The following is a 25,378-nucleotide window of genomic DNA, read 5'->3' on the forward strand; positions in this document are numbered from 1 at the left end:
GAACGCAGTGAAGGCCATCTTCAGGGACCAGCGTCCCTCAAGATGGCCTTCACGGAAGGGCAGGCGCGCGGGAGATTAACCCGTTAGAGCTGACTGACGTCGAGTTTTCCTTCGGAGTGGAACGCCCGCAGCCGCTTCTTGTCGAACTTGCCGACACTGGTCTTCGGGACTTCGTCCACAAAGGTCCAATTCTCCGGGAGCTGCCACTTCGCGACCTTGTCGGACAAGAACTCGCGCAGTTCCTCGGCCGTGGCGCTCTGACCCTCCTTGAGCACGACGGCGACCAGCGGGCGCTCGTCCCACTTCTCGTCGGGGATGCCGACCACGGCCGCCTCGGCCACCGCGGGATGCGCCATCACCTGGTTCTCCAGATCCACCGAGGAGATCCACTCGCCGCCGGACTTGATGACGTCCTTCGCGCGGTCGGTCAGCGTGAGATAGCCGTCCGGGCTGATCTTGCCGACGTCTCCGGTGCGCAGCCAGCCGTCGTGGAACTTCTCCGGGTCGGGCTCGTCACCGCTCGTGCCGCTGTAGTACGACGCCGCGATCCACGGGCCCTGCACTTCGAGCTCGCCGACGCTTTCGTTGTCCCACGGCAGTTCCTCGCCGTTGTCGCCGATCAGCCTGGCGCTGACGGACGCCGGGAACCGGCCCTGGGTGTAGCGGTAGTCCCACGCCTTCTCGCCGGTCGCGGCGGCGGGCGGACGCGCCACGCTGCCCAGCGGTGACGTCTCGGTCATGCCCCAGGCGTGCAGGATCGGTACGCCGTAGCGGTCCTCGAACGCGTGCATCAGCGACGGCGGTGCCGCCGATCCGCCGACGACGACCTCGCGCAGATGCGAGATGTCCTGCGGGTTCGCGTCGAGGTGGGAGAGCAGGCCCTGCCAGATCGTCGGGACGGCGCCGGCGAAGGTCGGCTTCTCGGCCTCGAGCATCTGGGCGATGGGCGCGGGCTGGAGGAAGCGATCCGGCATCAGTAGCGAGGCGCCGACCATCATCGCCGCGTACGGCATGCCCCACGCCATCGCGTGGAACATCGGGACGATCGCGAGGGCCTTGTCGTGCTGGGCCAGCCGCATGCTGTCGGACATCGTGACCTGCATGGAGTGCAGCCAGATCGACCGGTGGGAGTACGCGACGCCCTTCGGGTCACCCGTGGTGCCCGACGTGTAACACATCGCGGCGGCCGAACGCTCGTCCACCTCGGGCCAGTCGAAGGTGTCCGGCTGGCCGGCCAGCAACTCGGCGTAGGAGTGCACCTGGACGCCGTCCGGCGCCTGGAGGGTGGAGGCGTCGCCGTTGGCCACGATGACGTGACGCACGGTCTTCAGCTCGGGCAGCTGCTTGGCCAGCAGCGGGACGAGCGTGCCGTCGACGATGACGACCTGGTCCTCGGCGTGGTTGGCGACGAAGACGAGCTGTTCCGGGAACAGCCGGATGTTCAGCGTGTGCAGCACCGCGCCCATGGCCGGGATGGCCAGATAGGCGGCCATGTGCTCCGCGTTGTTCCACATGAAGGTGCCGACGCGCTGGTCGCCGATGACACCGAGGCTCCGGAGCGCGTTCGCGAGCTTCGCGGCGTGTTTGCCGAGCTCGCCATAGGTCTCGCGGCGGGCTTCTGAACCGGTCCAGGTGATGACTTCGCTCTCGGAGTGCACCGTGGTGCCGTGGCGGAGCAGCCTGCCCAGTGACAGCTGCCCGTCCTGCATCGTGCTCAACATCGCGTACTCCCGTGGTGCTCGTTCTCCGGTGAACTGGGGTTGCGCCGACTCTAATCCGGGAGGGGTGAACCGGTCAGTAACATCGCAGGCAACCGTTCGGTCACAGTGTCGCGCTAACGGGTGTTCGCCGGTTCGGGCCAAGATCCTCAATAATTCGTATTTTTCGTGCCATGAAACGAAAAATGGCCGACTGTGCGAAGTGATGACATCGCTCATAAGGGTGATGAACGCGGGCGAATCGCCGCTCGAACGGCGTGTTTCCGCAGGCTGGGGCGGGTTGCCCGCGGCGTGGTCGAGGGGTAATAAGTGCGTGTCGGTTTCACGGCCGAGGAACGGGTGGCGTTTACTGGAGCCGTGGTACAGAGACGGCTGGCCAGCGCTTGCTCTTGCAAGCATGGTTTAAAGGCCGTCGGCCGCGAAAGCGGAGACCTGAGATGAAAGGACTACTACGTTGGCTCTGCCCACGTTGACTCCGGAGCAGCGCGCCGATGCCCTCGCCAAGGCGGCTGAGGCTCGCAAAGCGCGCTCCGAGCTGCTTGCGTCGATCAAGTCCGGCAAGGAGAGCATCGACAAGGTGCTCAAGCAGGCCAAGGAGAACAAGACCATCGGCAAGACGAAGGTCACGCAGCTGCTGAAGGCCGTGCCCGGCCTGGGCGCGGTCAAGGTCGCCGCCCTGCTGGAGCAGGCCGGGATCGACCCGGACCGGCGTGCCGCCGGCCTGGGCGAGCGGCAGCGCGAGGCCCTTCTCGAGGCGCTGAAGTAACGCTTCCGCCCAGGTCACGGGCTGTCCGGGGGAAGGTGTTGCCTGAGAGGCTGTTGCCCGGGCAACACTTTCCCCTGGTCTCAGCCGGAGCCTGGGACGCTGGTGGGGTGACGACCAGTACCGCACCGGCGACCCCGGCAGACCTGGCCGCCCGCTACGAGCGGGGCGACTTCCTCCTGGCCACGGCACGGCACGCGCTCCTCGCGAGCGGGGCCGTGGCCACCGCGACCGAGACCGAGCCGTCGCGGCTGTCCCGGGTGCTCCCCGGGCTGTTCACCGACTCGGGCGCGTCGATCGCGGTCGGTGTGCTGCCGTTCGACACCACCTCGATGCCGGGGCATCTGGTCTTGCCCCGTGCGATCCATCGCGCGTCTTCCGACCACGCGACCGTCCCGCCGCGCACCGCGCTTCCCCGGCCGGTCAAGGTCTCTCCCGTGCCCGAACCCGAGGCGCATCTGGCCGCCGTCCGCGCGGCCGTCTCCGCGCTGAGCGACCGTGACCTGCGCAAAGTCGTCCTCGCCCGAGCGCTCGACCTCGACTTCGAGGAGGTAGTCCCGGTCGCCGAGGTCGTCCGGAACCTGGCGAACGGGAACCCCCGGCACACCACCTACGCCGCGCAGCTGCCCGGCGGCCGCACGCTGGTCGGCGCCACTCCCGAACTCCTGCTTTCCCGCACCGGCGGCGCCGTGGTGTCCCGCCCGCATGCCGGGTCGATGCCCCGTTCCGCGGACCCGGCGATCGACAAGGCGAACGGTGAGGCGCTGCTGGCGTCCGAAAAGGACCACGTCGAACACGCCGTCGTGGTGGAGTCCGTCGTCGAGATCCTGCGGCCGTTCTGCCGTACCCTCGACGTCCGCGGCCCGGAACTCGTCTCGACCCCGGCGATCTGGCACCTCTCGACCACCGTCACCGGCGAGCTGATCGACGAGGACGTCACCGCGCTGGACCTCGCCGCCGCGCTGCATCCGACCCCCGCGGTCTGCGGCACGCCGACCGGGGCCGCGCGCTCACTGGTCCAGGAGCTGGAGCCGTTCGATCGCGAGTACTACGCGGGTGCCGTCGGCTGGGTCGACGCGGCGGGGGACGGCGAATGGGCCGTCGGGATCCGGTGCGCGGAAATCGCCGACACCTCCATGCGGCTGTACGCCGGCGGCGGCATCGTGCCCGCCTCCGACCCCCGGACCGAGCTCGACGAGACCTCGGCGAAGTTCCGCACCCTGCTGGCCGCCATGGGCCTGGAGATCTGACGCGTTTCGTCCTCTGAATGCGGTACTTGCACGCGCAACTACCGCATTCAGAGGACGAAACGCGTGGAGTCAGAGGGGCGCGAAGTCTTCGGTTACCGCGATGTCGTCCGAGGTCAGCAGCGCGACGGCGGCCCGGTAGCCCTCGGCCGCCTTCAGGTCCGCGAGGCGGGTCCGGTCCGGGTCGAGGGCCTGATGGCTCGACCGCACCAGCCGCGCCTGCTCGCCGTGGCCGGAGAACGTGATGCTCTGCAGCGGGATCTTGAGGCCCTTCCCGGTGGCCTTCATGACGGCTTCCTTGCGCGTCCAGTAGGTGAAGAACGCCGTCGTGCGCTCGTCGTCGGGCAGCCCGGAGATCGCGGCCAGCTCCGTGGGGGTCAGCGCGTACTCCATGAGCGAGTCCTCGGCCCGCCTGGTGGCCGTCTCGACGTCGAGGCCGACCGGCGTCCCCGCGGTGGCCGCGACGCCGATGAGGTCGCCGGAATGCGAGATCGACAGCATCAGCGGCGCGCCGGGGATCCGGGGCCGTCCGTGCGGTTTGCCACAGTCGTCACAGGTCGCGTCGAAGCTCACGTCCTCGACGGCCATGCCGAGCCGCTCGGCGGCGACCGTCTTGGCCAGGACCCTGCCTGTCAGGAACCGGCGTTTGTCGATGTCCTGGCGGTAGTTTCCGTACCGGCCCTGCTCCAGCTCGTCGAGCAGGGCCAGGAACCGGGGTTCGGCGGGCAGGGGCGGGGACCAGCGGACCGCACATTCGATCACGTCTCCCTTTTTACCCGATCCCGCACCGGATCACTCGGGTGTTCGTCGAGCAGCGTCGCCTCGTCGAACGGTGATCGGCCGTTCAGGGTCCGATCCAGCTGCTCGCGGTCGATCTCGTTGGTCCAAGTGCCGATCAGCACGGTCGCGACGGCGTTGCCCGCGAAGTTCGTCAGCGCGCGGGCCTCGGACATGAACCGGTCGATGCCGACGATGAACCCGACGCCGTCCACCAGCTCCGGCCGGTGCGAGGACAGCCCGCCCGCCAGCGTCGCGAGCCCCGCGCCGGTGACCCCTGCCGCGCCCTTCGACGCGATGATCATGAACACCAGCAAGGAGATCTGCTCGCCGATGGTCAGTGGTTTGTCGAGTGCGTCCGCGATGAAGATGGACGCCATCGTCAGGTAGATGGCGGTGCCGTCGAGGTTGAACGAGTACCCGGTCGGCACGGTGATTCCGACGACCGGTTTGGAGACGCCCGCGTGCTCCATCTTCGCGATCAGCCGCGGCAGCGCCGACTCCGACGACGACGTCGACAGGATCAGCAGGAACTCGCGGCCGAGGTACTTCAGCAGCTTGAAGATGTTGACCCTGGCGAGCAGGCCGAGGATCAGCCCGAGCACCACGAACACGAACAACGCGCAGGTGATGTAGAAGCCGAGCATGATCACCGCGAGACTCTGCAGCGCCTTCCAGCCGGTCTCGCCGACGACCGCGGCGATCGCGCCGAACGCGCCGACCGGGGCAGCCCACATGATCATCGCCAGGATCCGGAACACGAGCCGCTGGATGTGCTCGATGCCGCGGCGGATCGGCTCGCCCTTCGTGCCCAGTTTCTGCAGCGCGAACCCGGCGAGCAGCGCGACCAGCAGCGTCTGCAGCACCTCGCCTTCGGTGAACGCCGAGACCAGCGTCTTCGGGATGATCCCGAGCAGGAAGTCGACGGTGCCCTCGCTCTTGGCGATCTGGTCCTGTCCCTTTTCGGCGATCTCGGGGGTCAGGTGCAGTCCGGTGCCCGGCTGGAGGAGGTTGCCGACGACCAGGCCGATGACCAGCGCGACCGTCGACATGACCAGGAAGTACCCGAGCGCGAGCCCGCCGACGCGGCCGACCTTCGCGGCCTTCGCCACCGAGCCGACGCCGAGCGCGATCGTGCAGAAGATGATCGGCGAGATCATCATCTTGATCAGGTTCACGAACCCGGTCCCGAGCGGCTTCAGTTCCTTGCCGACCTCGGGGAACAGGATGCCGACCGCGATGCCGAGCGCCACCGCCGCGATGACGGCGATGTAGAGGTAATGGGTGCGGTCACGCTTCGCCGCCGGTGCTTCCGTGCTCATTGGTGCCCTTCGACGAGATGGGGACAGGTCGCGAAAACTTATGACAACTCCTCGGCGAACGACAATCGAAGCGGTACGCTTGAGCTAAGCGAGCGCTTAGTCACTGTCGAACAGGAGCGGGCTGACCATGGATTTCTCTCTGAGCGTCGAGGAACGCGAGGTGCGCGACTGGGTCCGCACGTTCGTCCAGCGCGACCTCATGCCGCGTGAGCAGGAGGTGCTGCGCCGCGAACGCGCCGGTCAGCCCGGCCTGACCGCCGACGAGCTGCGCGAACTGCAGCTGAAGGCCAAGGAATCCGGCTTCTGGGGGGTGCAGACGCCCGAGGAGTACGGCGGCATGGGCCTGTCCGCGGTGATGACCGCGCTGCTGGAGGCCGAACTCGGCCGCACGTTCGTGCCGTTCCGCTTCGGCGGCGCCGCGGACAACATCCTCTACTACGCCAACGACGAGCAGAAGGAGCGCTACCTGCTCCCGACGATCTCGGGCGAACGCAAGTCGTGCTTCGCGATCACGGAGCCGGGCGCCGGCTCGGACGCCAAGGCCATCCGGACCTCCGCCCGCAAGGACGGCACCGACTGGGTCATCAACGGCGAGAAGACGTTCATCACCGGCGGCAACGAGGCCGACTTCGTGATGGTCTTCGCGATCACCGACCCCGAGAAGGGCGCGAACGGTGGTGTCACCTGCTTCCTCGTCGACCGCGACGCCGGCTGGAAGTCCGAATACATCGACACCATGGGTGAATGGGGCCCGGCGTCGCTGGTCTTCGAGGACGTCCGCGTGCCGGAGACGCAGATCCTCGGCGAGCTCGGCCACGGTTTCGACCTGGCCATGCAGTGGATCGGCGCCGGCCGCTACCTGCTGCCCGCCCGCGCGATCGGCTCCTGCGAGCGGCTGATCTCCATGGCCATCGAGCACGCGAACACGCGGGAGACGTTCGGGCAGAAGATCGCCGAGCGCCAGGCCATCCAGTGGATGATCGCGGACTCCGGCACCGAGCTGGAGGCCCTGCGCTGGCTGGTGCTGCACGCCGCCTGGCAGGTCGACCAGAAGCTGGACTCGCGGCACGCGCAGTCGATGGCGAAGCTGTACGGCGGCGTGAAGGCGAATGAGATCGTCGACCGCGTCCTGCAGATCCACGGCGGGATGGGTTACACGCGGGAGCTGCCGGTCGAGCGGTGGTACCGCGAACTGCGGCTGCTGCGGATCTACGAGGGCACCGACGAGATCCAGCGCCGGACCATCGCGCGCAACCTGCTCAAGGGGCACGTCAAGGTCGGCGGCACCTTAGGCTGACAGTGCCTGGCACTGCCTAACGGCCGTACATGCCGTGAAGGCCTCCTTCCCTACCTTGAGCGTAGGGAAGGAGGCCTTCACGGACTTTCTCTAGTCCTCGTCCTTCTGGTTCCGCATCGCGATCGGGACCCCGGCCAGGTCCTCTTCGTTGCAGAGAAGTTTCACGTCGTAGTACGGCGAACCCTTGCGGTCGTCGTAGTCGAGATGGACGGCCAGCACATCGACCGGTTCCCCGAGCCACTCCTGAGCCTGGCGTAGCCATGTCGCGCACCGTTCGAGCGCCGTGGGCAGGTCGTCGTCGCGGAAGCCCACCGGGCGGTAGGGGACGTCCTGCACCTGATCACGGGGGTTCGAAGGCACCGGCAACGCCGGCGAGAGACCCGAGTCGTCCAGTTCGAGTTGGATCGTTTGCTCAGTCACCCTTCGAGCGTCCCCCAGAGAAGCCGTCTGAGCAAGGCGTAGGGGGTATGAGTCGCCGCTAAACGGGCACTCGCCACACTCCCGAGACCACTTCACGGCAGTTTTGCAACGCCGTGACGTCCAGCCGGCCTTCGCAGGCGAGCGCCCGCAGCGCCAGCTCCGCGTAATGCGCGGCCAGCTGATCCAGGGTGAGCGGCCCCGACGGCGAATACCAGCGCGCGACCCCGCTGCACATCTCCACCAGCGCGAGCCGGGTCACCGAAGGCTGGTCGGTGTGGAAAGCGCCCGCCGCGACACCGTCCTCGATGGCGTCCGCCCACAGTCTTTCGTAGGCGTCGCGCAGTCCCACCACTTCGGCCCTGGCACCCGGCGTGAGCGCGTGGACCTCGTTGTCCACCACGCGGGTGTCATCCGGCTGGATGGCGTGCGCGAGCACGTGCAGCGCCACCAGGGAGCCGAGCCGCGACACGGGATCGGTGAGTCCGGCGGTCGCCCGCTCGGCCGCGTCGAGCAGGCGCCGCAGCGACTCGTTCATGATGGCGACCAGCAGATCCTCTTTGGTGCCCATGTAGTGGTACAGGCTGGCGGACGACAGCTCCGCCTCCTGCGCCAGGTCCCGGATGCCGGTGCCGTGGAACCCCTTGGCGGCGAACAGTTTCACCGCCGCCTGCCGGACTCTCTCCCGGGTGCTCACAACCATGTCCCGGTGGTCCTGTCCCACGAACCGGCGCGGAGGTCGCCCGCCTTCTTCAGCTCGCCCTTCGCGACCCGTTCGGACGGCGTCATCGGCAGCTCCGCCGCGATGGCCCAGAACCGGGGAACCTTGAAGTAGGCCAGTTTCGTCGAACAGAACTCCGCCAGCTCGGCAGGCTCGCACCGGTGCCGCTCGTTCTCGTCGAGGACGATGTACGCCTTGACCTCCTCGCCGCGGATGTCGTCCGGCACCGCGATGACGGCGGCGAGCTTGACCGCGGGATGCAGCTGCAGCGCCCGTTCGACCTCGTCCGCGGAGATGTTCTCGCCGCTGCGGCGGATCATGTCCTTGGTGCGGCCCACGTAGTACACGCGGCCTTCGGCGTCCATTGTGGCCAGGTCGCCGGTGTGGAACCAGCCGCCGTCGAAGGCGCGCCTGGTCGCTTCGGGATCGTCGTGGTAGCCGTGCATCAGGCCGACCCCGCGGATCAGCAGCTCACCGGTTTCCCCGCGCGGCAGCGGTTTCCCGTCCTCGCCGGCGATCATCACCTCGCGGGCGGGCGTCGGCCTGCCGAGGCAGCCGGTGCCGACGGTCTCCTCGTGATCCGCCGGGTACATCCGGATGTCGCCGCCGGTCTCGGTCATGCCGAAGGCCTCGTACCACGGCGCGCCCCAGCGTGCTTCGAGCGCGGCGTGCAGGTCGCGCGGGATGGCCGAAGCGCAGATCGCGCGCACCTGGTGTGCCTTGTCCAGCTCGCTTTCCGGCTGCCGCAGCAGGAGGGTGGGCATCAGGCCGAGGCAGTAGAACCAGGTGACGCCGTGTTCGCGGATCTTGTCCCAGAACGTCGACGGGTGGAAGCGGTCGAGCACCACCAGGGTCGCGCCGCCCGCGAGCCCCAGCGCGACGTTCCACTGTGGATCTATGTAGTGGAACGGTTGCGCGGTCAGGATGACGTCGTCCGTGCCGACCGACGGGTAGTCCGTGGCCAGGCCGATCGCGAGTGTCGTCCAATACCGGTTCGGCAGTACGCAGCCCTTGGGTGCGCCCGTGGTTCCCGAGGTGTACTGGATGTTGACCGGCCGTTCGGCTTCGCTCGTGAAGGCCGGGGCGGCACCGGAACCGGCGAGTTCGCCGGGTGTGAGCACGCGTTCCAGCGAGGTCTCCGGCGCGATCTTGTTCAGCAGCTCCAGGAATTCCTCGGCGGCCACGGCGAACCTGGCGCCCGAGTGCCGGAGCACGTGGGCGCCGTCGAACTCGCGGTACCCGGTGTTGACCGGGACGAGCACCCCGCCGATCCTGGCCAAGGCCAGCCACAGCAACGGGAACTCGGGCTGGTTGCGCAGCATCACCGCGACCCGGTCACCCGGTTCCACGCCGAGTTCCAGCAGCGCGCGGGCGAACTCGGTGCTGCGCGCGTCGACGTCGGCGAATGTGAAGCTTTCACCGGTGGAGTCGAAGATCCACGCCGTCTTGTCCGGCCAGAGCGCGGCTGCCCTGGTGGTCAGTCCGAGGAGGGTGTCGATTCCGGCGAACGAGGTCATGCCCGGCTCCGGAAAGCCTCGGCCGAGGCGGCGACCTCGGCGGAGTGCTCGGTGATCAGCGCGTGGCTGACTTCGAGTTCGAGGGCCGCGTCGAGGGAGCTGTCGATGCCGGAATCGAGGGCGCGTTTGGCCATCGTGGCCGCGGCCGCCGGATGCGCGGCGATCTTGGCCGCCCAGGCGAGGGCGGTGTCCATCAGATCGTCGACGGGCAGGGCGGCGTTGACCAGGCCGAGTCCGGCCGCTTCGGCGCCGCTCACGCGCTCGCCCAGCAGCAGGAGTTCCTTGGCCTTCAGCGGGCCGACCAGCAGCGGCAGCAACCGTGAGGCCGCGCCCGTGACGCTCAGGCCCAAGGAGACCTCGGGGAAGGCGAACACCGCGTCTTCGGCGGCGAGGATCAGGTCGCAGCCCATCGCGAACTCGGCGCCCGCGCCGATCGCGTAGCCGTGGACCGCGGCGATGACGGGCTGGCGCAGTCCGCGAAGACGGCGCGTCACGTCCTGTAGCCGGTCGAGTCGCGGACGTGAATCACCCGGCGGGGTGGGCTCCTTGAGGTCGTGACCGGCGCAGAACGCCCTTCCCCGGCCGGCCAGCACGACGGCGCGCGCGTCCGATTTGGCGGCCGCGTCGAGCGCCTCCAGCAGGTCGTCGACCAGTTCGGCGACCACCGCGTTGAGCCGCTCCGGGCGGTTCAGCCAGATCACGGCGATGCCGTCGTCGAGTGCGTAGTCCACGGTGCTCATGACGCCGAGCCTAGACGACCGATCGATCGATCGATAGAGTCGAATCCATGCGGGTCGACACGGTCTACGAGAACGCCCGGTTCCTCACCGGAACAGAGGAATCCGCATCGCTTGCGGTGCTGAACGGGCGGATTGTCGCGTCGGGCGACGACGCCGCCGCGCTTTCCGCGAAACGTCGCGTGGATCTCGGCGGGTCGGTGGTCGTGCCCGGATTCCACGACGCGCACAACCACATGGCCTGGTTCGGCATGGCCCTCGACGACGTCGCGCTTTCGGATTGCCGCAGTGTCGACGAGGTGTACGACGCCGTCGCGCGGCGCGCGGCCGAGACGCCGCCGGGCGGCTGGATCATCGGCAGCGGTTACGACCAGAACAAGCTCGTGGGCGGCCATCCGACGAGGCAGGGGCTCGATCGCGCCGCCCCTGGCCACCTCGTGCGGCTCAAGCACACTTCCGGGCATATGACCGTGGTCAACTCCGCGGTACTGGAGCGCCTGGACCTGGGGAACGTGCCCGTGGGCGGCGACGTCGTCCGCGACGAGGACGGTTCGCCGACCGGTCTCCTGCGGGAGCAGGCCCAGCTCATGCTGCGGCCGCTGACCTACCCGACGCCGGCGGAGCGGGTCGTCCGCGGGCTGGACAGGGCGGGCGAGCGGTATCTGGCCGAGGGGATCACGAGTGTCCAGGAGGCCGGGATCGGCGGGGGTCTCGTGGGGGAGACCCCCGCCGAACTCGCCGCGTACCAGCTGGCGCGCGAACGCGGGGTGTTGCGCGTGCGGAGCACGGTGATGGTCGCGGCGAGCGTGCTCCACGACCTCGATGCGGGTGCGGGCTTCGGTCTGGACCTGGGGATGCGCACCGGGTTCGGCGACGAATGGCTGCGGATCGGCGCGATGAAGCTGTTCGCCGACGGATCACTGATCGGCCGGACCTGCGCGATGCACGAGCCGTTCGCGGGCGAGCCGGACAACGTCGGCTACTTCCAGGTGCCCGAGGACGAGATCGCGCGGACGATCGCAGCCGCGCACAAGGCGGGCTGGCAGATCGCGACGCACGCCATCGGCGACCGCGCGATCACCGTCGTCCTCGACGCCTACGAAGCCGCGCTCAAGGCCGACCCGCGGCCCGACCACCGGCACCGCATCGAGCACTGCGCGGTGCTGCGGCCCGGGGAGCTGAAGCGGCTGGCGTCGCTGGGGCTGGTCGCGTCGCCGCAGGGCCGGTTCGTCAACGAGATCGGCGACGGCATGCGGGCCGCGCTGGGACCCGAGCGCGAACCGTGGTGCTACCGGCTCAAGAGCCTGCTCGACGCGGGCTGCGTGCTCCCGGCCAGCTCGGACCGCCCCGTCGTCGAGGGCGCGCCGCTGCTCGCGCTGGCCGACATGGTGCGGCGGAAGACCGCGTCCGGTGTCGTGCTGGGTCCCGATGAGCGGCTCACACCGGCCGAAGCCCTGCGCGCGTACACGTACGGATCCGCGTACGCGGCTTTCGCCGAGAAGGACCTGGGCACGCTGGAGGTCGGCAAGCTCGCGGACTTCGCCGTCCTCTCGGCCGACCCGACCGACGAGTCCACTTTGGATTCGATCCACGTCGTCGCCACCGCCGTCGGCGGCGACATCGTCTACGAACGGAGCTGAGACCCATGCCGGTACGGGACGCGGTCGCGGACGACATCGAGGAGATCTGCGCGCTCATCGAGGAGCACGCGGTCTACGAGGACAAACACGATCTGAAGCTCGACAGGCAGGAGATGGCCGGGTTCCTCTTCGGACCCGACCCGAAGGCCTGGGTGCTGCTGGCCACCCCTCCGGGTGAACCGGGCAAGATCGCGGGCTTCGCCTTCTGCAGCTGGAACTTCTCCACCTGGGAGGCCCGGCCGGGGATCTGGCTCGACGACCTCTTCGTGCGCCCGGAACACCGCCGCTTCGGCCTCGGGCGGGAGCTGCTCGACGAGCTGAGCGCGCGGACGCCCGGCCGGGTCGAATGGGACATGCAGGAGGGCAACGAGAAGGGCGAGGCGTTCTACGCCCAGCTCGGCGCCGAACCCGTCCCCGGCTGGATCCGGTACCGCTGGCGACCGCACGCTGGGTGAGTCGCACGGGAGCGGCAAGCCGTAAACTCGCACCCATGGGTGAAGGGGCAAGCCGCAGGTCGTCGTCCGTGGAGGACTACGTCCGGGTGATCTACGGGCTGGTGGAACGCGGCGAGGCCGTCACCAACACGTCGCTGGCCGGGCGGCTGGAGGTCAGCCCGTCGTCGGCGTCCGGCATGGTCACCAAGCTGTCCCAGCTCGGGCTGGTCGCGCACGTCCCGTACCGGGGGATCGAGCTGACCACAGACGGCAGGCTGCTCGCCCGCTCCGTGCTCCGCCGCCACCGGCTGATCGAGACCTACCTGGTGTCCGAACTCGGCTACACCTGGGACGAGGTCCACGCCGAGGCCGACGCGCTCGAACACGCGGTGTCGGACAGGCTCGTCGAGCGGATCGCCGCGAAGCTCGGCAACCCGGTGCGCGACCCGCACGGCGACCCCATCCCCGCGCCCGACGGCAGCGTCGAGGAGATGCCGATGCGCATCCTCGACGACCTCCCGCCCGGCGCGGTCGGCGAGATCGTCCGCGTCTGGGACACCGATCCGGAGCTCCTGCGCTACCTCACCGAGCACTCCATCGGCCTCGGCGAGCGGATCGAGGTCGTCGAGCGCCAGCCGTTCGGCGGCCCGATGGTGGTCAAGGTCGGCTCGCCCCCGGACGCGGCGACACACGCCATCGGCAAGGAGATCGCGCAGGCGCTGTCGGTCGCGCTGCGCTGAGCCCGTGTCCACTGTGGACGCGTATCGGCGGGGCGCATGTAGGGAATTTTCCCTACGTCTCTGCATAATTACGTCACCCGCCTGCCACGCCGATAGGTGAACCAAGACCCTTCCGATCATGTGATCCCGCGCCTAGGCTGCGCTATTCCGGGTGGCTAGCGAGCGTGCGAAGGCGATGAAGATGACCGGTCAGCGGACACACACCATCGACCGGGGGGTGGCGGAAGGACGTGAACTCAGGCGGCTGCTGGAGACGGGGCCGTTCGCGGACGCCCTCAGGGCGGCGATCAGGGCGCGGGGGCTCGGTCTCGATCGGATCCGGTACCGGCTCAGAGGGCGGGGGTGCTCGGTCAGTCTCGCGACACTGAGCCACTGGCAGTCCGGCCGCTGCCGTCCGGAACGGCCGGAATCCCTGCTGGTGCTCAAGAATCTCGAGGAGGTCCTCGGGGTGCCGCCGGAGTCCCTGTCACGGCTTCTGGGGCCGCCGCGAGGGCGGGCGGCCCGGTGTACGGTGCCCGGCGAGGGCATCGTGATGCGGCGAGGCCGGGACACGTAGGGAGTGCGGGTGCGGGCGGTCGTCTTCGAGGAGTTCGGGGTGCTGCCCGAGGTACGCGAGGTGCCGGATCCGGTCGCGCCGCCGGGCGGGGTGGTGATCGCCGTCGAGGCGACCGGGGTGTGCCGCAGCGACTGGCACTCCTGGCAGGGGCACGACACGTCGGTGAAGCTGCCGCACGTCGCCGGGCACGAACTCGCCGGCCGGATCGCGTCGCTCGGCGAGGGCGTACGCGGCTGGTCGGAGGGCGACCGGGTGACGGTGCCGTTCGTCTGCGCCTGTGGCACCTGCGCCCAGTGCGCGGCCGGTGACCAGCAGATCTGCGACCGCGAGTTCCAGCCGGGCGCGACCCACTGGGGCTCGTTCGCCGAGTACGTCGCCATCGAAAACGCCGAGGTCAACCTCGTGGCACTGCCCGACTCGCTGACGTGCGCAGAAGCGGCGGCGCTGGGCTGCCGGTTCGGGACGGCGTTCCGGGCCGTGCTGCGCCAGGGCGGGGTCCGGCCGGGTCAGCGGGTCGCGGTCTACGGCTGCGGCGGGGTCGGCGTCTCGGCGATCCTGCTGGCCGTCGCGGCCGGTGCGTCGGTCGTCGCTGTCGACCCGTCTCCGCAGGCCAGGGCGCTGGCTGTGCGGATGGGGGCTTCTTCGGCCGTCGATCCGTCCGCGTTCGAAGGCCATGAAGCCGTCGCCGCGCACGTCCGCGACCTGACCGGCGGCGGCGCGCACGTCTCCCTCGACTGCCTCGGTTCGCCGACCACCTGTGCCGCCTCGATCGGCAGCCTCCGGAAGCGGGGACGGCACGTTCAGGCAGGGCTGATGCCGCCCGCGCAGGGCGTCGCGCCGATCCCGATGCACCGGGTGATCGGCGGGGAGCTGGAGATCGTCGGCATCCACGGGCTGCAAGCGCACGAGTACCCCGAGATGCTGCGAGTCGTGGAGACGGCCGGGATCGACCTCGAGGGCATGATCGGCAATCGGGTCGGCCTCGACGACGTCCCCGCCGTGCTGGCGGAGATGAACGACCCGGTGCCCGCGCGAGCTGGGGTGACGGTGGTCGAATTCGCACGGTGACCGGGTGAACACACTGCGGTCAACCGGCCGATCGGAGTAGTCCGAAAGGTGGCTTCTCCCGGCCCTTTGTGGCAGCTTCCTTGGCCGTGACAGTCATGGGTGCTCCGTCCCTGCCGCGGTTCGGCCGATCCGTGCTGCGCCGGTTCGTCGCGGCGGGTGTCCTGGTGCGGGGCCACCGGATCGTCGGCGCGCGCCCTGGCAAACTCGACGCGTGGACGCGCTGATCCCTCGCCCGCGTACCGAAGTCGCGCCCGGTGCGGTGCATGTTCCCGACTGGCTCGACCTCGACGAGCAACGCCGCCTGGTCGAAGCGTGCCGGGGCTGGCGTGGCTACCGCCGGACGCGGCTGCCGAACGGCGGCGTCATGTCGGTGCGGACGGTCTGCCTCGGCTGGCACTGGCACCCGTACCGGTATTCGAAGGTGACCGCGGACGGCTCCCCGGTGCTGCCGTTTCCTTCGTGGCTGGGCGATCTCGGGCGGCGGGCCGTTTCGTCCGCTTATGGTCCGTCGTCGTACGAGCCGGACATCGCGCTGGTGAACTTCTACGACTCCGCCGCGAAGATGGGGCTGCACCAGGACAAGGACGAGGCGTCGTTGGAGCCCGTCGTTTCGCTGAGCCTCGGGGACGCTTGTGTCTTCCGGTTCGGGAACACGGTCGACCGTGGGCGGCCGTATACGGACGTGGATCTGCGGTCGGGGGACCTGTTCGTGTTCGGCGGGGAGTCGAGGCTGGCCTTCCACGGGGTGCCTCGGATCTTGCCGGGGACCGCTGATCCGGCGCTGGGGCTGGTGGGGCGGTTGAACATCACTTTGCGGGTTTCAGGACTCGGGAGTGGCACGGACCTTGGTGACCTCCACGCGCAGGGGCCTCAGGAGGGCGAGCGCTGGTACCGAGCCGGTCAAGCCTCGTGAGTGGTAAGGACGGTTCTAACCGTCCTTACCACTCACGAGAGCCGGAACCGCACCCGCTGCCCCGGCCGCACCTGCGCGGCCAGATCCAGATCCGCTTCCTCCACCACCGCGATCACCGGGTAGCCCCCGGTCACCGGATGGTCGGCCAGGAACAGGATCGGCTGCCCCGAAGGAGGGACCTGCAACGCGCCCGGCACAGCCGCCTCGGGCGGCAGCTCGCCACTTCGCGCCCGCGACAGCACGGGACCCTCGAGCCGTACGCCCACCCGATCGACGTCGGACGTGGCGACGTAACCGGAAGAGACCAAAGTGGACAGTGCGGCGGGGGTGAACCAGGAAACCCGAGGGCCGGCGCTGATCCGCAGAACCGGGACGTCGGGCAAGGGAGCGCGAGGGGCGAGATCCACCCCGGGATGGGCCTGTACCTCCTGGCCCACCGGCAAGGTCATCCCCGGCGAAAGCACGGGCGGGCCGAGTCTGCCCAGGGTGTCGGTCGCCCGCGCGCCCAGTACCGGAGGGACGTCGATGCCGCCACGCACCGCGACATAGCAACGCAAACCGTGAGAAGCCATGCCGAGCACGAGTTCGTCGCCGGGGCCGACCGGGATCGGCGAGTCCGAGCCGAAAGCCCGTCCGCCGACGGTGACCGAGCAGGGCGCGCCGGTGACGGCGATGGTCGCCGGAGCCGGGAACCGCAGGACGAGACCGCCCAGAACGCACTCCAGGGCCGCGTGGCTCTCGGGGTTGCCGACCAGCCGGTTCGCCAGCCGCAGCGAACCGCGGTCGGCGGCGCCGGACCGGCCGACGCCGATCGCGGCCAGGCCGGGCCGCCCGAGATCCTGCACGGTGGCGAAAACCCCGGGCCGGACCACTTCGATCTTCGCGGTCATGAAGTGAACCGGATCCTGGTTCCGGGCGCCAGCAGGTTCGGCGGCTCCCGCTCGACGTCCCACACCGGCAGCGTGGTCCGCCCGATCAGCTGCCAGCCGCCGGGCGAGGCGTTCGGGTACACCGCCGTGTATTCGCCCGCGATCGCTACCGACCCGGCGGGGACCCGCGTGCGCGGGCTCGTCCGGCGCGGCAGGTGCAGCGCGGGGTCGAGCCCGGTCAGGTAGGCGAACCCGGGAGCGAAGCCGCAGAACGCCGAGACGTACGTCCCGTCCTCGTGCCGCCGGACCACCGCTTCCGCCGACATGCCGGCGGCGGCCGCGACGTCGGCGAGGTCCGGGCCGTCGTAGCGCACCGGCACGACGATCTCGGCGGCCTCGCGCGGTTCGACGTCCACTCCTGCCCGGCCGAGGACGTCGCCGGCGAGCCGGTCGTGATGGGTCCGGCCGGGGTCGAACCGGATGAGCAGGGTCCGCGCGGCGGGGACCAGCTCGACGACGCCGTCCGGCGGGTCCTGCTCCAGAGACGCGTGCAGCCCGAGCACCTCCGACGGATCGTCGAAGTCGACCATGGCCGCACGCGCCCCATAGGGCAGCAGTCGCATCAGGCGGCCTCGATGAAGGGTCCGATGTGGACACCGGAGGCGTCGAGCCCCGCGCGGATCCGCCGCGCCAGTTCGACGGCGCCGGGCGTGTCGCCGTGCACGCACAGCGAATGCGGCTGAAGAGCCAGCTCGGTCCCGTCGGCGGCGACGACCTTGCCGGTGGTCGCCATCGCGACCGCGCGTTCGGCCACCTCGTCGGCGTCGTGGAGAACGGCGCCGGGCAGTTTCCGCGAGACCAGAAGGCCTTCGGGCGTGTACGCGCGGTCCGCGAACGCCTCGGCGTACGCGGGGGGCCCGGCCTTTTCGGCCTGCTTGGCCATTTCCGATTCAGGCGGGCACAGCAGCGCGAGCTCGGGGTGGAATCGCCGGATCCCTTCGACCACCGCGGCCGCCTGCTCCGGATCCACCGCGGCCGTGTTGTACAACGCCCCGTGCGGTTTGACGTACCGCACCCGCGAGCCCGCCGCGCGGGCGAACGCGTCCAGCGCGCCGATCTGGTAGAGCACGTCGTCAGCCAGGTCGGCGGGGGCGACGTCCATCGCCCGCCGCCCGAATCCGGCGAGATCGCGGTAGGCGACGTGGGCGCCGATGACGACACCGCGCTCCGCCGCGCGCTCGCAGACGCGCCGCATCACCGACGGGTCGCCGGCGTGGAAGCCGCAGGCGACGTTCGCGCTGGTGACGATGTCGAGCATGGCGTCGTCGTCGCCCATCTTCCAGGCGCCGAAACCTTCGCCGAGATCACTGTTGAGGTCCATCAGGCCACCCTGAACTCACTGTCGAGCTTGTCGGTCACGAACATGTAGCCCGGCGCGTGCGTGATCGCGAACGGCGGCCGCGAGGCCATCAGCGCCGCCTGCGGGGTCACACCGCACGCCCAGAACACCGGCACGTCACCGGGTTCCGCGTCGACCGGGTCGCCGAAGTCGGGCTTGCCGAGATCGGCGATACCGAGCGCGGCAGGGTCTCCGATGTGCACCGGCGCGCCGTGGACGGCGGGCATCCCGCGGGTGATCCGCACGGCGTCGTCGACGCGGTCTTCGGGGATCTGCCGCATCGAGACGACCATGGGCCCGTGCAGGCGTCCGGCCGGGACGCACTCGCGGTTCGTCACGTACATCGCCACGTTGCGGCCCTGGTCGATGTGCCGCAGCGGGATGCCCTCCGCGGCCAGCGCCGATTCGAAGGTGAAACTGCACCCGATCGAGAACGCGACCATGTCGCTGCGCCACAGCCCGCTCGCGTCGGTGAGCTCGCCGGACAGCGCGCCGTTCTGCCAGACGCGGTACCGCGGCAGGTCGGTGCGCAGATCCGCGCCGGGCGCCAGCCGGGTCGCCGGGGTCGCTGACGTCGAGTACCGGACAGGGCTGCGGGTTCCGCTGGCAGAACAGCAGGACGTCGTAGGCCCAGTCCTCGGGGACGGCGATCAGGTTGGTCTGGGTGAACCCCTTCGCCCAGCCGGTGGTCGGGCGGGCCGTGCCCGCGCGGAACAGGGCGCGGGCCTCGCCGGGGGACAAGGTCGCCGGTTCGTCGAAGGTGGTCATCGCGGTGCCTCCTCTTCCGATTCTGGTCACAGAAGTTCGCGGCCGCGAGTCTCGGGCAGGCCGAGCAGCGCCAGCACGGCGATGCCGTAGCCGACCGCGCCGAACACCATCGCGCCGCCCGCGCCGAGGAAGCCGACCACGGCGGGGAACGTGGCGCCGATGGCCCGGCCGAGGTTGTAGGTGAAGCCCTGCCCGGTCCCGCGCAGCGCCGACGGGTACAGCTCGGCGAGGAACGCGCCGAATCCGCTGAAGATCGCGGACATCGAGAACCCGAGCGGGAAACCGAGGAACAGCACGAGCGTGTTCGCGCCCGCCGGGATCTGCGTGTAGGCGACGATGAGACCCGCCGACAGCACCGAGAACAGCAGGAAGGTCTTCTTGCGGCCCAAGAGATCCGTCAGATAGCCACCGGTGACGTACCCGATGAAGGCACCGGAGATCAGGAACGCGAGATAGCCGCCGGTCCCGATGACGGTGAGGCCGCGGGTGGTCTTGAGGTAGCTCGGCAGCCAGGTCGCCAGCGTGTAGTAGCCGCCCTGGACACCGGTGGCGAGAAGCGCGGCGAAGAACGTCGTGCGCAGCAGGTCCGGCTTGAAGATGCCCGCCAGCGAACCGCGTTCCTTCTTCGTGGCGCGGGCCGCTTCGGCGACGGGCGCGTCCTGGACGTTGCGGCGGACCCACAGCACCAGCAGCGCGGGGATGACGCCGGTCCAGAACATCACGCGCCAGGCGATGTCCGGGCTGAACAGGCTGAAGACGACGGTATAGACGACGACCGAGAGCGCCCAGCCGACGGCCCACGCACTCTGCACGAAGGCGACCGTGCGGCCGCGATACTTCGCCTGCGAGTACTCCGCCACCAGTGCGGCGCCGGCGGCCCATTCGCCACCGAAGCCCAGACCTTGCAGGGCGCGGAACACCAGCAGCGTCTCGAAGTTCGGCGCGAACCCGCAGAGCACGGTGAAGATCGTGTACATCGCGATGGTGATCTGGAGGGTGCGGACCCGGCCGATGCGGTCGGCCAGGATGCCCGCGCCGATCCCGCCGATCGCCGAAACCACCAGCGTCGTGGTGCCGAGCAGACCCGCCTCGCCGCCCGAGAGGCCGTAGTAGGCGGTGATCGCGGCCAGGCCCAGCGGCAGGGTCTGGTAGTCGAACGAATCGAGCCCGTATCCGCCGAACGCGCCGACGAAGGCCCGGCGGCCTCGCGAACCGAGCGTGCGGAACCAGGCGAAGGGGCGTGTGTCTTCGGTAGTGGCTGTCGCGTTCATCGGCACCTCCAGAGGGTGAATCTCAGGGTGGCACGGGTCACATGCTTTGCCACTGTAGGTATTGTTCAACAATTCCACAAGAGGATTCTTGGCTGAGCCTCTTGTGGCTAGGTAGGATCGGTCACGTGACGATCGCGGAGGGTGGTCCTGCCTCGGTGGAAGGACTCGAGGCGGATCGCGGCATGATCAGCCGCACCAGCACGGCCGAAAGGGTCGCGGGCGTCCTCCGCACGCGTATCGCGGAAGGCTTCTTCCTGCCCGGCGTCCGGCTGTCGGAGCAGGACATCGGCTCGGCGCTCGGCGTCTCCCGCAACACACTGCGCGAAGCGTTCCGGCTGCTCACGCACGAACGCCTGCTGACCCACGAGCTCAACCGCGGTGTCTTCGTGCGGGTGCTGCCGGTCGAGGACGTCGTCGACCTCTACAAGGTCCGCAAGGTCGTCGAGTGTTCCGCGGTGCGGGCGGTGACGGAGAAGCCACCGACGTTCGGGAAGCTCGCGCGCTTGGTCGAGGACGGCAGGGTCGCCGAGCGGAGTGAGCGCTGGCAGGACCTCGGCACCGCGAACATCCGGTTCCATTCGGCGATCGCCGAGCTGAGCGGCAGCGAACGGATCGACGAGCTGATGCGCGGCATCCTCGCCGAGCTGCGGCTGGTGTTCCACATGATGGCCGACCCGCGGCGCTTCCACGAGCCGTATCTCAAGCGCAACGCGGAGATCCTCGAGCGCATCGAGGCAGGCGACGGCCTTGGCGCCGAAAAGCTCCTCGCGCAGTACCTCACCGACGCCGAAAACCAGCTCGTCGAGGCCTACGCCGAACGCTCCCCCTGACGCAATCCGTCCTCTTAACGCGGTGGTTCGGGATGCGAACCACCGCGTTCAGAGGACGAAACGCGAGATCGGGCTAGGGGGTGACCCACTTCTGGTTCGCGCCGCCTCCGCAGGTCCAGATCTGGAGTCGCGTCCCGTTCGCGGAGCTGTTCCCGGTGGCGTCGAGACACTTGTTCGCCTGCGGGTTCACGATGTCGCGCGCGCCGCTGACCGCCCATTTCTGCGCGCCGGATCCGTTGCAGTCCCACAGTTGCACGGCCGTGCCGTCCGCGGTCCCGCCGCCGGAGACGTCCATGCACTTGCCGAGCGCGCGGATCGTGCCGTCGCCGCCGATGGTCCAGTTCTGCGCCGCGTTCCCGTTGCAGTCGGTGATCTGGATCGGGGTGCCGTTGGCGGTGTTCGCGCCGGCGACGTCGACGCATTTCCCGCCGATCCCGGTGATCCGGCCGGTCCGCCCGGCCGTGTCGCTGGAAGTGACGTGCACGTAGTCGACGACGAGACGCTGCGGGAACACCGTGCCGGAGTTCGGGTCGCCAGGCCAGTAGCCGCCGACGGCGAGGTTCAGGATCAGGTAGAAGGGGTGGTCGAAGACCCAGCGGTTGCCGTTGAGGTCGGCGGGGGTGCGGGTCTGATAGAGGTTCCCGTCCACGTACCACTTGATCTGGTTCGGTGCCCAGTCGACGGCGTAGGTGTGGAAGTCGTCGGAGAAGTTCGGGCCGTTGTAGGCCGCGCCGATGCCGCCCGCGCCGGAGTAACCGGGGCCGTGGAGGGTGCCGTGCACCGTGTTCGGCTCGAAGCCGACGTTCTCCATGATGTCGATCTCGCCGCTGTTGGGCCAGCCGACGTTGCCGATGTCGGCGCCGAGCATCCAGAACGCGGGCCACATCCCCTGCCCGCGCGGCAGTTTCATCCGCGCTTCGAACCGGCCGTAGGTCTGGGTGAACTGGCCCTGCGTGGACAGACGCGCCGAGGTGTACTCGCAGCGCCCGTACCAGCAGTTGTAGTTGCCCGGATTCTCCTTCTTCGCGGTGATGACGAGATTGCCCTGGCCGTCGAGCGCGGCGTTGTTCGTCCCGGACGTGTACCACTGCCGCTCGTGGTTGTTGACGTTGTCACCGGTCTCGAAATGCCACTTCGAGGTGTCGATACCCGCGCCGGCGGGGCCGTTGAAGTCGTCGGTGAAGGTCGCGGCCATGACCGCGGCCTCGGAGGCCGGAGCCTGGGCTGTGGCCGGGAGTGAACCGAGCAGGACGCCGGCGGCGAGGAGCGCCGCCCAGCGGAACCGAGCTGAGATGGACATCGTTGTCGCCTCTCTGACCGTTGGGGACCCCGCGCGGCAGGGAACGCGCGAGAGAACGGAAAGCGCTGGCAGAACCTACTTTGTTGTGCCTGACAACAAAGTATGCATGGTCTCTACCACTGCGACAAGACGTATTTTTCGGCCTCGAATTAAGGTCAGGCGGCCGTGCCGCGCTTCGACCCGGCCGTGCGCGGGTCCGCGCCCTGCTCCAGGAGGGCGGCGACCGGGAGGGTGGCGGCTCCTATGGCGACGGCGTCCGGGCCGAGCTGCCCTAGCTCGATCTCGGTCTGGTCGAACACGTGCGCCAGCGCGTGCTCGCCCGCCACGCGCCGGATCTCGGGCAGGTAGTGCTCGCCGAGCGCCAGCCCGGCCCAGCCGCCCAGCACGATCCGCTCCGGGTTGAACAGGTTGATCAGGTCGCCGATCCCGGCGCCGAGATAGCCCGCGGTCTCTTCCAGTACCTTGGCCGCGACCTTGGACCTGCCCGCCGACTCCAGCAGGGCGGCGAACTGCGTCTGCTCGTCCTCGTCCGAGGCCTTTCCGCCGCGCGCCTTGCGATAGCGGGCGAGGACGCCCTCCGCGCCGACGTAGGACTCCAGGCAGCCGCGCGATCCGCAGCGGCATTCCTGCCCGCCGTAGACGATCGTCGTGTGGCCCCATTCTCCCGCGCTGCTGGTGGAGCCCCGGTAGGTGGTGCCATCGGTGACCACGGCCGCGCCGACGCCGGACCCGATCAGGGCGATCACCGCGTGTCGCGCGCCGCGGCCGGCGCCGAACCACATTTCGCCCTGTCCCTGGGTTTTCGCGCCGTTGTCCACGAACAGCGGCAGCTCGACGCCCTCCGCGCGCAGGAGGTCGGTGAGCGGGACCTCCTTCCAGCCGATGGTGGGCGCGTGCACGCGCAACGCCTCGCCCTGCTCGACGGTGCCCGGGACGCCGACTCCGACACCGAGCACGGTCGCTTCGTCGACCCCCGATTCCGTGATCACTTCCCGGAGCCCGGACGCCACCTGGGTGACCGCCGCGGCCGCGTCCGGCCGGGGCGAGGCGAGGGGATGTTCGACGGTGGCGAGCCGGTTCATGGTGAGGTCGAACAGTTCGACCTTCACCCCGGTCTCGCCGATGTCGACGCCAGCGACATGTCCGTACGCCGGGTCGACGCGGAGCAGGACGCGCGGCCTGCCGCCATCGGACTCGACCAGCCCGGCCTCGGTGATGAGCCGTTCTTCGCCGAGTTCGGCGGTCACGTTGCTGACGGTCGCGGCGCTCAAACCGGTCAGACCGCTCAATTCGTGGCGGCTGAGCGGGCCGTCGAAGTAGAGTTTCGACAACAGGAGGGAACGGTTGTGCCGCCGCAGGTCACGGACGGTGGTGCGCTTGGCAGGCATGCGGATACCCATCTTGTGGCGGCGGACCTTTCCAGGATGCCCCACGACCTTATCCTCCGCCATGTATCAACTGGTGAAATAAGGCGGGAAGAGGGTTATGACGGGGGACGACGAGCTCATCGGCACCTTGCCGCCGGACTTCCGGTGGGGCGTCGGCAGCTCGGCTTACCAGGTCGAAGGCGCGGTCGCCGAAGACGGACGGACACCGTCCATTTGGGACACCTACGCCCAGTCCCCGTGGTCGGTCGACAACGGTGACACCGGTGAGGTCGCCTGCGATCACTACCATCGGATGCCCGCCGACGTCGCACTGCTCAAGGAACTCGGCGTCGACACCTACCGCTTCTCCGTTTCGTGGCCCCGTGTGCAGCCGCGCGGGCGCGGCGGCGTCAACCCGGCCGGGATCGCCTTCTACGACCGGCTGGTCGACGAACTGCTCAACAACGGCATCGACCCCTGGCTGACGCTGTACCACTGGGATCTGCCGCAGCACCTCGAAGACGCGGGCGGGTGGCCCGCGCGCGACACCGCCGTCCGGTTCGCCGACTACGCGATGCTCGTGTTCGAGCGGCTGAGCGACCGGGTCCGCCACTGGACCACGCTGAGCGAACCGTGGTGCACGGCCATGCACGGGTATGTCCACGGGGTGATGGCGCCCGGCCGCCGGGACGCGAAGGCGGGGATGGCGGCGGCGCATCACCTGCTGCTCGGCCATGGCCTCGCCGTGCGGCGGATGCGGGAACTCGCGCCGCCCGGGACCGAGTTCGGCATCACGCTCAACCTGAGCACCGCCGACCCGGCCACTTCGAGCGAGGCCGACCGGGCCGCCGCCCGCTTCGAGGACGGGCTCGGGACGAGGTTCTACCTCGACGCGCTCGTCCACGGCCGGTACCCCGAGGACGTGCTCGAGACCCTCGCGCGGCAGGGCATCCGCCTGCCGTCGGAGCCGTGGGATCCGTCGATCATCGCCGCACCGCTCGATTTCCTCGGTGTCGACTACTACTTCGGGACGCGGTACTCCGGGGTGGAGGAGAACGGGGACGCGGTGGAGCATCTCGGGATTCCCGCGTTCCGCAAGGTCCCGTTCGGGGCGCCGTCGACGGTGCTGGGCTGGGAGATCCTGCCGCACAAGCTCACCGAACTGCTCGTCCGGATCGGCCGCGACTATCCGGGTCTGCCGCTCTACGTCACCGAGAACGGTGCCGCGTTCGCCGACGTCCCCGACGAGACCGGCTTCGTCCGCGACGACGACCGCGCCGAGTACCTGTCCGCGCATATCGCCGCCACGGCCGCCGCGAGGCAGGCGGGCGCGGACGTCCGCGGCTATTTCGCCTGGTCCTTTTTGGACAGTTTCGAATGGGCGTACGGCTACGCGAAACGGCTCGGCTTGGTGCGGGTCGACCGCGAGACGCAGGCGCGGACGATCAAACAGAGTGGGCTGGCGTACCGCGACATCGTCGAGCGGGTGCGCGGCGGACGGCGGTAGGGGCTGCTCCACCCTCGAACCGGCGGCCCGCTCCATTCTTCCCGGTGGCCCCGCGTCCTAGGTTCGGCTGCGGAAAGTTGTTTGCCGCTATCGGAAACGTGGGGGACAGTGATGACCGTCAGGCTCGAACAACGTGACCAGCGGGAGGCGCCACGGAAATCGTGGTGGCGAAGGCCGTGGGTGGGGCCGTTGGCCGTCGT

25 protein-coding genes and 1 pseudogene are annotated in these 25,378 nt (G+C 69.4%); 12 read left to right on the plus strand and 14 right to left on the minus strand.

Annotated features, from left to right (window positions below; genetic code table 11):
* Positions 1-83: 83 nt before the first annotated feature.
* Complete coding sequence (locus AC0685_RS10930) at positions 84-1,721, minus strand: long-chain fatty acid--CoA ligase (protein ID WP_478225349.1); 1,638 nt, start codon at positions 1,719-1,721, stop codon at positions 84-86.
* A gap of 451 nt (positions 1,722-2,172) precedes the next feature.
* Between AC0685_RS10930 and mihF the strand changes: the two genes are divergently transcribed.
* Together mihF and AC0685_RS10940 are read left to right on the plus strand one after the other, a co-directional pair.
* Positions 2,173-2,484, plus strand: coding sequence for an integration host factor, actinobacterial type (gene mihF / locus AC0685_RS10935; protein WP_005155963.1), 312 nt, complete (start codon positions 2,173-2,175; stop codon positions 2,482-2,484).
* Between the two features lie 107 nt (positions 2,485-2,591).
* The gene (locus AC0685_RS10940) at positions 2,592-3,731 is read left to right on the plus strand and encodes an isochorismate synthase (RefSeq protein ID WP_478225350.1); all 1,140 of its coding nucleotides are present in this window, start codon (positions 2,592-2,594) and stop codon (positions 3,729-3,731) included.
* 69 nt (positions 3,732-3,800) lie between these two features.
* Here AC0685_RS10940 and AC0685_RS10945 read toward each other — a convergent pair whose 3' ends face one another.
* Positions 3,801-4,490, minus strand: a complete 690-nt coding sequence (locus AC0685_RS10945; protein WP_478225351.1) for a 4'-phosphopantetheinyl transferase family protein — start codon at positions 4,488-4,490, stop codon at positions 3,801-3,803.
* On the minus strand, positions 4,487-5,827 hold the full coding sequence (locus AC0685_RS10950; protein ID WP_478225352.1) for a cation:dicarboxylate symporter family transporter: 1,341 nt from the start codon (positions 5,825-5,827) through the stop codon (positions 4,487-4,489). Before AC0685_RS10950 ends, AC0685_RS10945 begins: the two co-directional genes overlap by 4 nt.
* A 127-nt stretch (positions 5,828-5,954) precedes the next feature.
* On the opposite strand from AC0685_RS10950, the gene AC0685_RS10955 reads away from it, so the two are divergent.
* Positions 5,955-7,124 (plus strand): acyl-CoA dehydrogenase family protein, encoded by a 1,170-nt coding sequence (locus AC0685_RS10955; RefSeq protein ID WP_034308631.1) that lies wholly within the window; start codon positions 5,955-5,957, stop codon positions 7,122-7,124.
* A 90-nt stretch (positions 7,125-7,214) separates the two neighbouring features.
* Here the strand turns inward: AC0685_RS10955 and AC0685_RS10960 are convergent, their stop codons facing one another.
* From AC0685_RS10960 to AC0685_RS10975, 4 genes are read right to left on the minus strand one after another with little or no spacing between them, the layout of a single operon-like run.
* Positions 7,215-7,544 carry a hypothetical protein gene (locus AC0685_RS10960; RefSeq protein WP_016337451.1) on the minus strand — a complete coding sequence of 110 codons (330 nt, stop codon included), beginning with the start codon at positions 7,542-7,544 and terminating at the stop codon, positions 7,215-7,217.
* A gap of 58 nt (positions 7,545-7,602) precedes the next feature.
* Entirely contained in the window at positions 7,603-8,244 is a 642-nt protein-coding gene (locus AC0685_RS10965) for a TetR/AcrR family transcriptional regulator (RefSeq protein ID WP_478225353.1), read from the minus strand.
* Complete coding sequence (locus AC0685_RS10970; RefSeq protein ID WP_478225354.1) at positions 8,235-9,779, minus strand: ATP-dependent acyl-CoA ligase; 1,545 nt, start codon at positions 9,777-9,779, stop codon at positions 8,235-8,237. Before AC0685_RS10970 ends, AC0685_RS10965 begins: the two co-directional genes overlap by 10 nt.
* A complete protein-coding gene (locus tag AC0685_RS10975; RefSeq protein ID WP_478225355.1) occupies positions 9,776-10,519 on the minus strand; it encodes an enoyl-CoA hydratase/isomerase family protein in 744 nt (247 codons plus the stop codon). Before AC0685_RS10975 ends, AC0685_RS10970 begins: the two co-directional genes overlap by 4 nt.
* A gap of 47 nt (positions 10,520-10,566) precedes the next feature.
* Between AC0685_RS10975 and AC0685_RS10980 the strand changes: the two genes are divergently transcribed.
* From AC0685_RS10980 to AC0685_RS11010, 7 genes are all read left to right on the plus strand, one after another.
* Positions 10,567-12,156: an amidohydrolase gene (locus AC0685_RS10980; protein ID WP_478225356.1), complete on the plus strand. Its 1,590-nt coding sequence runs from the start codon at positions 10,567-10,569 to the stop codon at positions 12,154-12,156.
* 5 nt (positions 12,157-12,161) lie between these two features.
* On the plus strand, positions 12,162-12,611 hold the full coding sequence (locus AC0685_RS10985; protein WP_478225357.1) for an N-acetyltransferase family protein: 450 nt from the start codon (positions 12,162-12,164) through the stop codon (positions 12,609-12,611).
* Between the two features lie 35 nt (positions 12,612-12,646).
* On the plus strand, positions 12,647-13,330 hold the full coding sequence (locus tag AC0685_RS10990; protein ID WP_192743702.1) for a metal-dependent transcriptional regulator: 684 nt from the start codon (positions 12,647-12,649) through the stop codon (positions 13,328-13,330).
* A gap of 175 nt (positions 13,331-13,505) precedes the next feature.
* The gene (locus AC0685_RS10995) at positions 13,506-13,886 is read left to right on the plus strand and encodes a transcriptional regulator (protein ID WP_478225545.1); all 381 of its coding nucleotides are present in this window, start codon (positions 13,506-13,508) and stop codon (positions 13,884-13,886) included.
* 9 nt (positions 13,887-13,895) lie between these two features.
* The gene (locus AC0685_RS11000; protein WP_478225358.1) at positions 13,896-14,954 is read left to right on the plus strand and encodes a zinc-dependent alcohol dehydrogenase family protein; all 1,059 of its coding nucleotides are present in this window, start codon (positions 13,896-13,898) and stop codon (positions 14,952-14,954) included.
* A 95-nt stretch (positions 14,955-15,049) separates the two neighbouring features.
* A complete protein-coding gene (locus tag AC0685_RS11005) occupies positions 15,050-15,178 on the plus strand; it encodes a hypothetical protein (protein ID WP_478225359.1) in 129 nt (42 codons plus the stop codon).
* On the plus strand, positions 15,166-15,867 hold the full coding sequence (locus tag AC0685_RS11010) for an alpha-ketoglutarate-dependent dioxygenase AlkB family protein (RefSeq protein WP_478225360.1): 702 nt from the start codon (positions 15,166-15,168) through the stop codon (positions 15,865-15,867). Before AC0685_RS11005 ends, AC0685_RS11010 begins: the two co-directional genes overlap by 13 nt.
* A gap of 32 nt (positions 15,868-15,899) precedes the next feature.
* Here AC0685_RS11010 and AC0685_RS11015 read toward each other — a convergent pair whose 3' ends face one another.
* The 5 genes and pseudogenes from AC0685_RS11015 to AC0685_RS11035 all read right to left on the minus strand — a co-directional run bounded on the left by AC0685_RS11015 (position 15,900) and on the right by AC0685_RS11035 (position 20,174).
* A complete protein-coding gene (locus tag AC0685_RS11015) occupies positions 15,900-16,757 on the minus strand; it encodes a 5-oxoprolinase subunit C family protein (protein WP_478225361.1) in 858 nt (285 codons plus the stop codon).
* The gene (locus AC0685_RS11020; RefSeq protein ID WP_478225362.1) at positions 16,754-17,359 is read right to left on the minus strand and encodes a 5-oxoprolinase subunit B family protein; all 606 of its coding nucleotides are present in this window, start codon (positions 17,357-17,359) and stop codon (positions 16,754-16,756) included. Before AC0685_RS11020 ends, AC0685_RS11015 begins: the two co-directional genes overlap by 4 nt.
* Positions 17,359-18,117, minus strand: a complete 759-nt coding sequence (locus AC0685_RS11025; protein WP_478225363.1) for a LamB/YcsF family protein — start codon at positions 18,115-18,117, stop codon at positions 17,359-17,361. The genes AC0685_RS11020 and AC0685_RS11025 overlap by 1 nt, the downstream gene beginning before the upstream one ends.
* Positions 18,117-18,903, minus strand: a pseudogene (locus tag AC0685_RS11030) (putative hydro-lyase). Before AC0685_RS11030 ends, AC0685_RS11025 begins: the two are co-directional and overlap by 1 nt.
* A 26-nt stretch (positions 18,904-18,929) precedes the next feature.
* Entirely contained in the window at positions 18,930-20,174 is a 1,245-nt protein-coding gene (locus AC0685_RS11035) for an MFS transporter (protein ID WP_125674250.1), read from the minus strand.
* 182 nt (positions 20,175-20,356) lie between these two features.
* On the opposite strand from AC0685_RS11035, the gene AC0685_RS11040 reads away from it, so the two are divergent.
* Positions 20,357-21,004 carry a GntR family transcriptional regulator gene (locus AC0685_RS11040; RefSeq protein ID WP_125674432.1) on the plus strand — a complete coding sequence of 216 codons (648 nt, stop codon included), beginning with the start codon at positions 20,357-20,359 and terminating at the stop codon, positions 21,002-21,004.
* A gap of 73 nt (positions 21,005-21,077) precedes the next feature.
* Here the strand turns inward: AC0685_RS11040 and AC0685_RS11045 are convergent, their stop codons facing one another.
* A complete protein-coding gene (locus tag AC0685_RS11045; protein ID WP_478225364.1) occupies positions 21,078-22,304 on the minus strand; it encodes a family 16 glycosylhydrolase in 1,227 nt (408 codons plus the stop codon).
* Between the two features lie 155 nt (positions 22,305-22,459).
* Positions 22,460-23,704, minus strand: a complete 1,245-nt coding sequence (locus AC0685_RS11050; protein ID WP_478225546.1) for an ROK family protein — start codon at positions 23,702-23,704, stop codon at positions 22,460-22,462.
* An 85-nt stretch (positions 23,705-23,789) separates the two neighbouring features.
* Here AC0685_RS11050 and AC0685_RS11055 point away from each other — a divergent pair, with 85 nt between their 5' ends.
* Positions 23,790-25,178: a GH1 family beta-glucosidase gene (locus AC0685_RS11055; RefSeq protein WP_478225365.1), complete on the plus strand. Its 1,389-nt coding sequence runs from the start codon at positions 23,790-23,792 to the stop codon at positions 25,176-25,178.
* Positions 25,179-25,378 lie beyond the last annotated feature (200 nt).

It is taken from the genome of Amycolatopsis sp. NPDC043889 (genome assembly GCF_056435645.1).